Annotated in this window: 11 protein-coding genes; 9 read left to right on the forward strand and 2 right to left on the reverse strand. The window is 55.0% G+C overall.

Features of this window, described 5'->3' with window-relative positions; translation table 11 throughout:
* The first annotated feature begins 9 nt into the window (after positions 1–9).
* The 3 genes from G5367_RS05875 to G5367_RS05885 all read left to right on the forward strand — a co-directional run bounded on the left by G5367_RS05875 (position 10) and on the right by G5367_RS05885 (position 2,653).
* Positions 10–489, forward strand: coding sequence for a cytochrome c-type biogenesis protein (locus tag G5367_RS05875; protein WP_005344009.1), 480 nt, complete (start codon positions 10–12; stop codon positions 487–489).
* Entirely contained in the window at positions 486–1,754 is a 1,269-nt protein-coding gene (gene ccmI / locus G5367_RS05880; RefSeq protein WP_005344011.1) for a c-type cytochrome biogenesis protein CcmI, read from the forward strand. The genes G5367_RS05875 and ccmI overlap by 4 nt, the downstream gene beginning before the upstream one ends.
* A gap of 86 nt (positions 1,755–1,840) precedes the next feature.
* Positions 1,841–2,653: an MlaA family lipoprotein gene (locus G5367_RS05885; RefSeq protein WP_005344013.1), complete on the forward strand. Its 813-nt coding sequence runs from the start codon at positions 1,841–1,843 to the stop codon at positions 2,651–2,653.
* A 113-nt stretch (positions 2,654–2,766) separates the two neighbouring features.
* On the opposite strand, the gene sodB is transcribed toward G5367_RS05885, so the two are convergent.
* On the reverse strand, positions 2,767–3,351 hold the full coding sequence (gene sodB / locus G5367_RS05890; RefSeq protein WP_005344015.1) for a superoxide dismutase [Fe]: 585 nt from the start codon (positions 3,349–3,351) through the stop codon (positions 2,767–2,769).
* 288 nt (positions 3,352–3,639) lie between these two features.
* On the opposite strand from sodB, the gene G5367_RS05895 reads away from it, so the two are divergent.
* The 6 genes from G5367_RS05895 (at position 3,640) to G5367_RS05920 (ending at position 10,904) form a co-directional block, all read left to right on the forward strand.
* Positions 3,640–3,984, forward strand: a complete 345-nt coding sequence (locus tag G5367_RS05895; RefSeq protein WP_421244137.1) for a Grx4 family monothiol glutaredoxin — start codon at positions 3,640–3,642, stop codon at positions 3,982–3,984.
* Positions 3,985–4,343: 359 nt separating this feature from the next.
* Complete coding sequence (gene tdcB, locus G5367_RS05900; protein WP_005344020.1) at positions 4,344–5,348, forward strand: bifunctional threonine ammonia-lyase/L-serine ammonia-lyase TdcB; 1,005 nt, start codon at positions 4,344–4,346, stop codon at positions 5,346–5,348.
* Between the two features lie 11 nt (positions 5,349–5,359).
* Positions 5,360–6,691: a threonine/serine transporter TdcC gene (gene tdcC, locus G5367_RS05905; protein ID WP_216979252.1), complete on the forward strand. Its 1,332-nt coding sequence runs from the start codon at positions 5,360–5,362 to the stop codon at positions 6,689–6,691.
* A 206-nt stretch (positions 6,692–6,897) separates the two neighbouring features.
* Complete coding sequence (gene tdcD, locus G5367_RS05910) at positions 6,898–8,106, forward strand: propionate kinase (RefSeq protein WP_421244136.1); 1,209 nt, start codon at positions 6,898–6,900, stop codon at positions 8,104–8,106.
* Between the two features lie 44 nt (positions 8,107–8,150).
* A complete protein-coding gene (gene pflB / locus G5367_RS05915) occupies positions 8,151–10,445 on the forward strand; it encodes a formate C-acetyltransferase (protein WP_421244135.1) in 2,295 nt (764 codons plus the stop codon).
* Positions 10,446–10,514: 69 nt separating this feature from the next.
* Positions 10,515–10,904: a RidA family protein gene (locus G5367_RS05920; protein ID WP_421244134.1), complete on the forward strand. Its 390-nt coding sequence runs from the start codon at positions 10,515–10,517 to the stop codon at positions 10,902–10,904.
* A 106-nt stretch (positions 10,905–11,010) separates the two neighbouring features.
* On the opposite strand, the gene G5367_RS05925 is transcribed toward G5367_RS05920, so the two are convergent.
* Positions 11,011–12,222: an RsmB/NOP family class I SAM-dependent RNA methyltransferase gene (locus G5367_RS05925; protein WP_216979248.1), complete on the reverse strand. Its 1,212-nt coding sequence runs from the start codon at positions 12,220–12,222 to the stop codon at positions 11,011–11,013.
* Between the last annotated feature and the right edge of the window lie 3 nt (positions 12,223–12,225).

Raw genomic sequence — 12,225 nt, forward strand, 5'->3', positions numbered from 1 at the left:
GGTGTTTCGATGAGAGTGTTTATTGCTTCCCTGCTACTGTTGCTGGGATGGGTGGTACAAGCGCCGGCCATGGCTGCGATCGATGTCTACACCTTCGAAAACGACAATCAGGAGCAGGTCTTTCGCGAACTGACCAAAGAGCTGCGCTGCCCCAAGTGCCAGAACCAGGATATCGCCGACTCCAATGCGGGGCTGGCCAAGGACTTGCGCGACAAGACCTACCAGATGGTGCGCGAGGGCAAGAATAAAGAGGAGATCGTGGACTACATGGTTGCCCGCTATGGCAACTTTATCCTCTATAACCCGCCCCTGATGGCTTCGACCCTGATCCTCTGGCTGGGCCCGCTGTTAGTGATCGTTATCGGTCTCGGCGTGGTGGTGATACGTAGCCGACGCTCTGCGGCAACGTCAGAGCCTGTGGATAGCACCCTGAGCGATGAAGAGCAGCGTCGCCTGGCCGAGCTGCTCAAAGAGGAAGAGAAACAATGACAGCCTTTTGGATTGTGATTGCGGCCCTGCTGGTGCTGGTGAGTCTGGCTCTGGTGTTACCGTTGTGGCGCAGTGAGGGGAACCAGAGCATCAGTCGTTCGGCGCTCAACAAACAGCTCTATCGTCAGCGCTTGCTGGAGATCGGCGAGGAGCGAGAACAGGGTGTGCTTGCCGAGGAGCCCGATTCGCTCATCGAGTTGCAGCGCAGCCTGCTGGATGATATTCCCGATGTGGAGCAGACCGCCCGCAGTGGCAAGAGTCTGAGCTGGATCCCGGGTGTTCTGGTGCTGGTGGTGGTGAGCCTGGGAATCTACTACAAGCTGGGTTCATGGCAGGAGGTGAGCCGCTGGCAAGACGCCAGCAGCCGTCTTGGCGAGCTCAGCAACCGAATACTGGTTGAGCGCGATGCCAAGGTAACCGAGCAGGATCTGCTCGACTTCACGCTGGCACTGCGTACCCGCCTCAAGGATGAACCGAACGACTATCGAGGCTGGTTGCTGTTGGGGCGCTTGGCACTGGATGGCAATGATCCCGAGATGGCCAACGATGCGCTGTCGCGTGCCTACAAGCTTGCTCCCCAGAAATCGCTGGTGGCGGTGCCCTATGCCCAAGCGCTGATGATGACGGGGGAGGAGGTGCAGGCCGATGCACTGCTGCGTGCAGCCATCGCGCAGGAGCCTGATAATATCGAGGCGCGCTCCGTCTATGCCTTTATGGCGCTGCAGAAAGAGGACTTCCAGACCGCCCTCGATCGCTGGCAGGCGATGTTGCCCTTGATGGAAAAAGGCTCTCCCCGTTATGTGATGGTTGAGCGCTCCATGGAGTATGCCCGCACGCAGCTCAAGCAGCGTGGCATAGAGGTGACGAATTCAGGCGCAGCCAAAACGGGAACAGAGCAGGTAAAGCAGTCTGACGTTAATGAGGGAGAGTTCCCCATCCACATCACGCTGGCTGCGGGCATCCAGATGCCGGAAGATGCTCATCTCTTCGTCTTTGCTGTAGTGCCCAACGGACCACCCATGCCCATCGCGGTGAAACGTATCGCTGGGCCAACCCTGCCTGTCACCCTTTCACTGGGGGATGGTGACGCCATGATGGAGGGCAGCAAGCTGGAAGCGTATCCAGAACTGCAGTTCAAGGCACGTCTCTCCCGCGGTGGCAATGTGATGAACAAGGAAGGAGCCTTCGAAGGGGTATCCGTTCCGGTCAAGACGGCCGAGATCCCTACTGCTCCGATTGACATCCGTATCGATCACGCCCTCTAATATGTCCTTTGAATAACCCGGCTCCTTGATAGGGGCCGGGTTATCTATACTTCTGATAAATCAAAATAAAACGTCAGGACAATCATATGTATCTTCGTTCAGGGGCCATACTGGCAGCCCTCTTGCTGGCTGGTTGTGCCGGTGGCCCGCCCAAGCCTGGCCCAGAGAGTCTGGATCTCAATCCCGGTATGAATCGTCCGGGCGCCACCAGTACGGCGGCCGACCCGCGTGATCCCTTCCAGGGAGCAAACCGGGCCATGTGGGCGGTCAATTATGATGTGCTGGAGCCCTATGTAGCACGTCCTGTGGTACATGCTTACGCTCGCTATATTCCGGTGGGGGTGAAGGATGGCATTGCCAACTTTGTTGCCAACTTTGATGAACCGAGCAGCATGGTGAACCACCTGATCACCGGCGACTTGAAAGGAGCGGGTACCAACCTGGGGCGTTTTACCATCAACACCACGGTCGGTCTGCTGGGTATCTTCGATGTGGCCAAACATGCCGGTCTCGAGCGCAACAAGCTGGAGATGGATACCGTACTTGGCAAGGCTGATATTGGTAATGGTGCTTACATCATGGTGCCTGTTTACGGTCCGACTACCACCCGGGAGCTGGTCGGTGACACCATTGATACCATCTATTTCCCCTATGCCTTGCTGACTATCCCGTTAAGGGTTACCCATTGGGTACTGGATGGTTTGGGTAATCGCGCCAAGCTGATCGATCAGGAGCGGATCATCGACAACTCCCTCGACCCCTATGCGCTAACCAAGGACTTCTATCTGCAGTACAGCCAAGGCAAGGTGACGGGCAAGCAGGCTGAGCTGAAAGCGTCTCAGCAAGAGCAGGCCGACGATGCCAATCTGGATGAATATATGGACGAGTTGGACCAGTAAGTTGGCCATCCCGATATGTAAAAAGGCGCCTGCGGGCGCCTCTTTCATTTCAGCCGCTATATAGAGATAAAAAAACGCCCCGCAGTGCGGGGCGTTTTGGCAAGCGAGGCTTATTAGGCAGCCAGATTCTTGGCCACAAATTCCCAGTTAACCAGAGCCCAGAAGGTTTCCATGTACTTCGGACGCAGGTTGCGGAAGTCGATGTAGTAGGCGTGTTCCCACAGGTCAACGGTCAGCAGCGGGGTGGTACCGGCTTCAGTCAGCGGGCAACCTGCGTTGGAGGTGTTAACGATAGCCAGAGAGCCGTCAGCTTTCTTCACCAGCCAGGTCCAGCTGGAGCCGAAGTTACCGATGGCTGATTTGGTGAAGGCATCTTTGAACTCGGCGAAGGAGCCGAATGCCTTGTTGATGGCATCAGCCAAGGCGCCAGTCGGCTCACCACCGCCATTCGGGGAGAGGCAGTGCCAGTAGAAAGTGTGGTTCCAGATCTGGGCTGCGTTGTTGAAGATGCCGCCGCTGGAGGTCTTGATGATCTCTTCCAGAGACTTGCCTTCAAACTCGGTACCCGGCACCAGATTGTTCAGGTTGACCACATAGGTGTTGTGGTGCTTGCCGTGGTGATATTCCAGAGTTTCCTGGGAGATGTGCGGTTCCAGAGCGTTGATTGCATAGGGCAGAGCGGGAAGTTCGAATGCCATTTTCTACTCTCCATTGGCTGGACCGTGCGAAGGCGACGGTTGCAAGACATTGCGTACTCTTTTCTATATCTGAAAAGAGTTGTTTTTAAAATGATGGGGCCGAGTAGCCCAAAGCCAAGGGATTGTAGCAGTATCAAAGATGGCCTAACAACTCTTGATTGGCGCCATGATCGCGATCAAGCCTGAGTGGGTTCTTTGCACAATTCGAGCCGAGTCACCCCTTTGTCAGTTTGTGCTCTGGCAAGATTGCAGTAGAATGGCCGCCGAAATCGCTCTAGTGAGGCACCTATGGAAACTATTGAAAAGATTAAGCAGCAGCTGGCTGACAACCCCATCATCCTCTATATGAAGGGATCCCCCAAGCTACCCAGCTGTGGCTTCTCTGCCCAGGCCTCCCAGGCTCTGATGTCCTGCGGCGAGCCGTTTGCATATGTTGATATCCTGCAAAATCCGGATATCCGTGCTGAATTGCCGAAGTTTGCCAACTGGCCGACATTCCCGCAGTTGTGGGTTGAAGGTGAGCTGATCGGCGGCTGTGACATCATGATCGAGATGTTCCAGGCTGGCGAGTTGCAGGGTCTGATCAAAGAGACTGCTGCCAAGTACAAGAAAGATGATGCAGCAGCCGAGTAATCGGTCCTGTGTTGTCGATAGGGAGCCATATCGGCTCCTTTTTTATTATCCCGGTTCTGGCAGGCAAAAAACTGATCACCGGTTGCAAAAAGCAACGCAATTGCCCTGAAAAATCTAATCTTTGCCGCTTTGTTTTGGAGTTGTTAACCATATTGATTTTCCAATCTACGATTACTTTTTTTAATCATTTTGGATTCAAGTGTCGCTGTCATCACATTTTTTGATAATTTCACCGTTACGCAGTCTCTTTGTAGATTTTTTTGTGTTTATGCTCACATTAATTGCAAGTGATAGAACCTAGTATCGCTTCGCCCAGTGAAATAAAACCCTACAAATTAATAAATAAAAAGAGATTTGCGATGAAGATGTATAGCAATCTGCCCATTGGTCTTCATGATATTACCGAAGCCAAAAAAAGACTGACCAACCATATATACAAGACCGCGCAATTACCCTCTAACTATATCAGCGAACGTTGTCATGGCGAGGTTTACCTCAAGCTTGAAAACATGCAACGTACTGGCTCTTTTAAAATTCGCGGTGCTTTCAACAAACTCAGTTCATTAAGTCTGGAGGAGCGTCAAAAAGGTGTTGTCGCCTGCTCTGCCGGTAATCATGCGCAGGGGGTATCTTTGTCCAGTGCCATGCTGGGAATTGATGCCAAGGTGGTCATGCCTTGCTGCGCACCCAAATCAAAAATTGCTGCAACCAGCGATTATTCGGCGGAAGTTATTCTGCATGGCAATAGTTTCAATGACACTATTGCCAAAGTCAGCGAAATCGTGGAAATGGAAGGTCGCGTATTTATACCCCCTTTTGACGATGCAAAAGTGATTGCCGGCCAAGGAACCATTGGCCTGGAAATTATCGAAGATTTGTATGATGTCGATAACATCATAGTGCCGATTGGCGGCGGTGGTCTGATTGCCGGTGTTGCCATGGCCATCAAATCCATCAACCCGACTATCCGTGTGATTGGCGTGCAGTCGGAGAATGTTCACGGCATGGCGGCTTCATACTACGCAGGCACCATTACCAATCATAGAACCAGTAGCACGCTGGCTGATGGCTGTGACGTGGCAAGACCCGGCACCCTGACCTATGAAATTGTCAAAGAGCTGGTCGATGACATTGTTCTGGTGACTGAAGATGATATTCGTCATAGCATGGTTGACCTGATTCAGCGCAACAAGGTGATTACCGAAGGGGCGGGAGCTCTGGCCTCGGCAGCACTGCTCAGCGGCAAACTCAAGCATTATGTCGAAGGCAAAAAGACCGTCAGCATTATTTCGGGTGGCAATATTGACCTGACCCGGATCGTCGAAATTATCGAACAGAACAATATCCGTCAATTTAGCCTGTAAGGAATACAGTCATGATCTTGGATAGTGTCGTTAGCAGCAGTAAAGAGAGTGTCAAAGCATGGCGTAAATCGGATACAACCTGGGGACTCGGTCTGTTTGGTACAGCGATCGGTGCAGGTGTTCTATTTTTCCCCATTCGGGCCGGATATGGTGGCCTGATACCAATATTAATCATGTTGGTGCTGGCTTACCCTATTGCATTTTATTGCCACAGAGCGTTGGCCAGATTATGTCTTTCCGGCAGTAACCCATCGGCAAATATTACCGAGACCGTTGAAGAGCATTTTGGCAAAATGGGCGGGGTGGTAATTACCTTCCTCTATTTCTTTGCCATCTGCCCACTGCTGTGGATATATGGTGTGACAATCACCAATACCTTCATGGCATTCTGGGAACATCAACTGCAAATGGCGCCGCTCAATCGGGGTGTTGTCGCCCTTGGGCTGCTGCTGTTGATGGCCTTCGTGATCTATTTCGGCAAGGATCTGATGGTTCGCGTAATGAGCTATCTGGTCTTTCCCTTTATTGCCAGTCTGATCGTTATTTCTCTCTCCCTCATTCCTTACTGGAACAGTGCCGTCTTTGATCAGGTCAACCTGAGCGAGATATCCATGTTTGGTCACGACGGTATTCTGGTCACCGTCTGGCTGGGGATCTCCATCATGGTCTTCTCCTTCAACTTCTCGCCGATTGTCTCCTCTTTCATCGTTTCCAAACGGGAAGAGTATGAGCATGAGTTCGGTCGCGATTTTACCGAGAAACGCTGCTCCAAAATCATCTCCGGTGCCAGCATGCTGATGGTTGCCGTGGTGATGTTCTTTGCCTTCAGCTGTCTCTTTACCTTGTCGCCGCAAAATATGGCGGACGCCAAGGCCCAGAACATTCCGGTGCTCTCCTATCTGGCCAACCACTTCTCCTCAATGACGGGCAGCAAGTCTGCGTTTGCCACCACTTTGGAGTATGCGGCTTCTATCATTGCGCTGGTTGCCATCTTCAAATCCTTCTTCGGCCACTATCTGGGAACGTTGGAAGGGTTGAACGGCCTCATCCTCCGCTTTGGCTATCAGGGCGACAAAAGCAAGGTTTCCAGTAAAAAGCTGAACATGATCAGTATGTTGTTCATCATGGGTTCTACCTGGCTGGTTGCTTATGTCAATCCCAACATCCTCGACCTGATTGAGGCAATGGGGGCGCCGATCATCGCTTCCCTGCTCTGTCTGCTGCCGATGTATGCCGTCAACAAGACACCGGCACTGGCAAAATATAAAGGTCAGGCCAGCAACCTGTTTGTCACCATCATCGGTGTGCTGACCATCCTGAATATTGTTTCCAAGCTGTTCTGAAAACCTTTTCTGCAAGTCATCAGCCATTCAGACCCTGACCCCTTGGCGGGGTCTGCATGGCGTAGTCAGAAGCGCGCAATAACCGGTTCTTGGTTGGCCCAATTATTTGGGCCGAGGGCAAGGCTATCCGTTATTTGGCCACTAAACACAGTGGCAAAGATGCTCTGACTGCAGTGACTCGACAGCATAAATATCGAGGCGATGTAATGAAGTTTGATTCGTTGGTTCTGGTTATCAATTGTGGCTCTTCGTCGGTCAAATTCTCGGTACTGGATAGTAAAACCTGCGAGGTGGTGATCTCCGGGATGGCCGATGGTATCGAGACCGAACATCCCCAGCTGAAAATTGATAAAAACTCGGCCACCCCCTTGCCGGAAAACAACCATAGCTGTGCATTGGCGGCGATTGCAGAAGAGCTGAAACTGCGCGGTTTACTCGATGCCATCACCCTAGTGGGCCATCGCATTGCCCATGGCGGCAATGAGTTCAGCGAAGCGGCCATCATTGACGAGCGGGTACTGGCCAAAATCAGGCAGGTCTCGCCACTGGCACCGTTGCACAACCACGCCAATTTGAGCGGCGTGATGGCCGCCCGCCAGCTCTTTCCCAACCAGCCCCAAATTGCGGTATTTGATACCGGCTTTCACCAGACCCTGAAGCCGGAAGCCTATGTCTATGCGCTGCCTTACCAATATCTGCAGGATTACGGCGTGCGCCGCTATGGCTTCCATGGCACCTCCCATCGCTATGTTGCCGAGCAGGCCTGTGCATTCATGGGGCTGGACGATCAGCATGCCGGTCTGGTCATCGCCCATCTGGGCAATGGCGCCTCTATTTGTGCGGTACAGGATGGCAAGAGCGTCGATACCTCGATGGGGATGACGCCGCTGGAGGGGCTGATCATGGGCAGCCGCAGCGGTGATATCGATTTTGGCGCGCTGGCCTATATCGCCAGCAAGACGGGCCAATCCATCGAGGATATCGAGCGGGTATTGAACAAGCAGTCCGGCCTGTTGGGTATTTCGGGGCTCTCCTCCGATATGCGGGTATTGGAAGCTGCCTATCACGAAGGACATCCCGGGGCAAAATTGGCCATTCACGCTTTTGTCCATCGTATTGCCCGCCATATCGGCGGTCATGCCACCTCATTGCGCCGGCTGGATGCCGTTATTTTCACCGGCGGGATCGGCGAGAACTCGGCCTTTATCAGAAAGCTGGTATGCGAACGACTGCAGGTATTTGGTGTAGCGATCAGTGAGTCGTTTAACCAGCGTCCCAATAGCGAGGGCTGCCGGGTAATTTCGGCGGCAGAGTCCATGGTACTGGCGGCGGTTATTCCCACCAATGAAGAGAAAATGATCGCGCTGGATGCCATTCGTCTGGGGCAGCAGGTTCGTCAGGCCGAGTGCGTCTGACATCTTCCACTGTAGTGTCATGAGTAGTGAATGAGGTTTATTTGATGAAAGTTGATATGCAATTGGATCAGGATAAATTCCGTCAGGCATGGCAAGGGTTTGCCGGTGAAAACTGGAAGCACGAGATCAACGTCCGTGATTTTATCCAGCAGAACTACACCCCCTATGAAGGTGACGAACAGTTTTTAGCAGATGCGACCGAAGCGACCACCACTTTATGGAACAAGGTGATGGAGGGGATCCGTATCGAGAATGCCACCCACGCACCGGTCGATTTTGATACCAATATTGCCACGACCATCACCGCCCACGGGCCGGGTTATATCGAGCAGGGGCTGGAAAAGATTGTTGGCCTGCAAACCGACAAGCCCCTTAAAAGAGCGCTGCATCCATTTGGCGGCGTAAATATGATTCGCAGCTCTTTTGAAGCATATGGCAGGGAGATGGATCCCGAATTTGAATATACCTTCAGCGAATTGCGCAAAACCCACAATCAGGGGGTGTTCGACGTCTACTCTCCCGAGATGCTGCGCTGCCGAAAGTCAGGGGTATTGACCGGTTTGCCGGATGGTTACGGCCGCGGTCGCATTATCGGAGATTATCGTCGGGTCGCGCTTTACGGCATAGATTATCTAATCCGTGAGCGGGAGCTGCAGTTTGCCGATCTGCAACCGGCTCTCGAGCAGGGAGAGCAGCTGGAGCAGGTGATCCGCCAGCGCGAAGAGTTGGCCGAGCACAAGCGGGCACTGGTGCAGATCAAGCAGATGGCGGCCAGCTACGGCTTTGACATCTCCGGGCCGGCGCGCACTGCCCAGCAGGCGGTGCAGTGGCTCTACTTTGCCTATCTGGCGGCGGTGAAGTCGCAAAACGGTGGCGCCATGTCCCTCGGCCGTACCGCCACCTTCCTCGACATCTATATCGAGAGGGATCTGAAGGCGGGGCTCATCAGCGAGCAGGATGCCCAGGAGCTGGTCGATCATTTCATCATGAAGATCCGCATGGTGCGCTTCCTGCGTACTCCCGAGTTTGACTCCCTCTTCTCCGGCGATCCCATCTGGGCGACCGAGGTGATCGGCGGTATGGGGCTGGATGGTCGTACTCTGGTGACCAAGAACTCCTTCCGTTACCTCAACACCCTCAAGACCATGGGGCCGGCGCCCGAGCCCAACCTTACCATACTCTGGGCGGAAGGGCTGCCACGGGCTTTCAAGACCTATGCCGCCCGCGTCTCCATCGATACCTCATCCCTGCAGTATGAGAACGATGACCTGATGCGCAACGATTTCGAGAGCGATGATTACGCCATCGCCTGCTGCGTGAGCCCCATGGTGATCGGCAAGCAGATGCAGTTCTTCGGGGCCCGTGCCAACCTGGCCAAGACCCTGCTCTACTGCATCAACGGCGGGGTGGACGAGAAGCTGAAGATCCAGGTTGGTCCGAAAGTGGCGCCTATCATGGACGAGGTGCTGGATTACGACACTGTCATGGCCAGCCTCGACAGCTTTATGGATTGGCTGGCGGTGCAGTACATCAGCGCGCTCAACCTTATTCACTACATGCACGACAAGTACAGCTACGAGGCCTCGCTGATGGCGCTGCACGATCGCGATGTCTATCGCACCATGGCCTGCGGCATTGCCGGTCTGTCGGTAGCGGTCGATTCGCTGGCGGCCATCAAGTACGCCAGGGTCAAGCCGGTGCGCGATGCGGACGGGCTGGCAGTCGATTTCGTGATTGAGGGGGAGTATCCCCAGTACGGCAACAACGACGAGCGGGCCGACTCCATCGCCTGCGAGCTGGTCGAGCGCTTCATGAAGAAGATCCAGGCGCTGCCGACCTACCGCAATGCGGTGCCGACCCAGTCGATCCTGACCATCACCTCCAACGTGGTCTATGGCCAGAAGACAGGTAACACCCCGGATGGCCGCCGTGCCGGTGCGCCGTTTGCGCCGGGGGCCAACCCGATGCACGGTCGGGATCGCAAGGGGGCGGTCGCTTCGCTCGCCTCGGTAGCCAAACTGCCGTTCAAATATGCCAAGGACGGGATCTCCTACACCTTCTCCATCGTGCCGGGGGCGCTCGGCAAGGAGCCGGCTAATCGCGAGAACAATCTGGTGGGGTTGATGGATGGCTACTTCCACCATGAGCGGGATGTAGAAGGGGGTCAGCACCTCAACGTCAACGTGATGAATCGCGAGATGCTGCTGGATGCCATCGAGAATCCGGACAAGTACCCCAGCCTGACCATCCGGGTCTCCGGCTATGCGGTGCGCTTCAACGCCTTGACCCGCGAGCAGCAGCAGGACGTCATCTCCAGAACCTTCACCAACATGATGTAACTCTCATGCCCGGGTTGAGCCGGCTTGCTCCGGGCCTACTTTTTGTTTGTCAGCACGAGGAAGTAACAGATGTGGCAGGTTATCAGTACCAAAGCGGCGCCTGGCGCCATCGGCCCCTATGTGCAGGCCACCCGGATTGGCAACATCCTCTATACCTCCGGTCAGATCCCGCTGGACCCGGTGAGCGGCGACATTGCGGAGGGTATCGAAGCGCAAACCCTGCGCTCCCTGCAAAACGTCAAGGCGATTGTCGAGGCGACAGGCGGCCAGGTGCGCAATATCTTCAAGACCACGGTGTTTGTCTCCGATCTGAACGACTTTCCCGCGGTCAACCGGGTCTACAACGACTTCTTCACCGAGCACGATGCCGTGTATCCGGCGCGCTCCTGCGTGGAGGTGGCCCGCTTGCCCAAGGATGTGAAGATCGAGATAGAGGCGATTGCTGCGCTGGAGTCCTGACGCGGCGATCCTTATCAATAAAAAGAGCGGCAGCCCGAGGGCTGCCGCTCTTTTTTCATCGAACCCGCCGTGCGCGATAAGGGCGCAAGGAGCAGATCACGCTGGATCAGGCGATCCGTTCGATACGAGCCATGTAGAAGCCGTCGAAGCCGGTCTCGGCCGGGCTTACGGTGTGATCGTCACGCAGACGGAAGTTCTCGTTGGCAGCGAGGAACTTGTCCACCTGCTGACGGTTCTCCTGGGGCAGAATGGAGCAGGTTGCATAAACCAGCAGACCGCCCACCTTCACCATCTGGCTGTAGCGCTGCAGGATCTCTTCTTGCAGTGCGACCAGTACAGGCAGACGCTCGGCGGTATCACGCCACTTGGCATCCGGATTGCGTTTGAGTACGCCAAGACCGGAGCAGGGCACGTCCAGCAGTACGCGGTCGGCGCTCTCTTTGAGGCGCTTGACGGTCTTGCTGCTGGTGATGACCCGGGTCTCCACATTGTGGGCACCGGCGCGGCGGGCGCGTTGCTTGAGGTTCTCCAGCTTCCACTCTTCCACATCCATCGCCAGCAGGCGGCCTTTGCCCTGCATCATGGCTGCGATATGCAGAGTCTTGCCACCGGCACCGGCGCAGGCGTCAATGACACGCATACCCGGGGCAACTTCCAGAGCTGCCGCAACCAACTGAGAGCCAGCGTCCTGTTGTTCGAAGCAACCATCAGCAAAGGCCTTGGTGCGGAACAGGGCGGCGTCGGAAGTGACCTGCAGGGCCGTCTCCACACCTTCAACCGGAATAGTGGTGACCTGCTCTTTGGCCAGAATGGCCTGCAGCTCATCACGGGTGCACTTGAGGGTGTTGACCCGCAGGTAACGCTTGGGCATCCAGGCCAGGGCAGCACGCTCGGCAGGCCAGGCTTCACCCAGCTGTTCGTTGCCCAGTTTCTCCAGCCAGCTCGGGCAACCATCCATCAGCACCGGGTTCTTCTTCGCCTCGGTCAGACGGCGGCGGAAGGCCTCTTCGTTGAAGCGATCCAGCGTCGGGTTGTTGGGCTGGGCGATTTTGTGGAAGGCGTGCCAGCTGTGCAGCAGCGGCCAGACATTCTTCTCGGCCTGACGCACCTGAATACCTGTCAGAGCACAGTAGAGGCTCAGCCGACGCAACAGGTCGCCGGTGACCAGGGCAATCCTTGCCTGTTCTTGCGGTTTGAGTTCGATGCCTGAGAAGTGACGGGCATAGGCACGGTCGAGGGTAAGACCCTGACCGAGCACATCGTCAATAATGGCAACGACCAGATCCCCGAAACGGGGCAACAGTGGGGATTTGAGCATGAG

Source organism: Aeromonas sp. 604282, assembly GCF_049170575.1.
Classification (GTDB): domain Bacteria; phylum Pseudomonadota; class Gammaproteobacteria; order Enterobacterales; family Aeromonadaceae; genus Aeromonas; species Aeromonas veronii_A.

Excerpts from the sequence above, each read along its gene's own strand:
- G5367_RS05925 (WP_216979248.1), bottom strand. The coding sequence starts at position 12,222 with ATGCTCAAATCCCCACTGTTGCCCCGTTTCGGGGATCTGGTCGTTGCC.
- pflB (WP_421244135.1), top strand. The coding sequence starts at position 8,151 with ATGAAAGTTGATATGCAATTGGATCAGGATAAATTCCGTCAGGCATGG.
- G5367_RS05920 (WP_421244134.1), top strand. The coding sequence starts at position 10,515 with ATGTGGCAGGTTATCAGTACCAAAGCGGCGCCTGGCGCCATCGGCCCC.
- sodB (WP_005344015.1), bottom strand. The coding sequence starts at position 3,351 with ATGGCATTCGAACTTCCCGCTCTGCCCTATGCAATCAACGCTCTGGAA.
- G5367_RS05895 (WP_421244137.1), top strand. The coding sequence starts at position 3,640 with ATGGAAACTATTGAAAAGATTAAGCAGCAGCTGGCTGACAACCCCATC.
- G5367_RS05875 (WP_005344009.1), top strand. The coding sequence starts at position 10 with ATGAGAGTGTTTATTGCTTCCCTGCTACTGTTGCTGGGATGGGTGGTA.
- tdcC (WP_216979252.1), top strand. The coding sequence starts at position 5,360 with ATGATCTTGGATAGTGTCGTTAGCAGCAGTAAAGAGAGTGTCAAAGCA.
- G5367_RS05885 (WP_005344013.1), top strand. The coding sequence starts at position 1,841 with ATGTATCTTCGTTCAGGGGCCATACTGGCAGCCCTCTTGCTGGCTGGT.
- ccmI (WP_005344011.1), top strand. The coding sequence starts at position 486 with ATGACAGCCTTTTGGATTGTGATTGCGGCCCTGCTGGTGCTGGTGAGT.
- tdcB (WP_005344020.1), top strand. The coding sequence starts at position 4,344 with ATGAAGATGTATAGCAATCTGCCCATTGGTCTTCATGATATTACCGAA.
- tdcD (WP_421244136.1), top strand. The coding sequence starts at position 6,898 with ATGAAGTTTGATTCGTTGGTTCTGGTTATCAATTGTGGCTCTTCGTCG.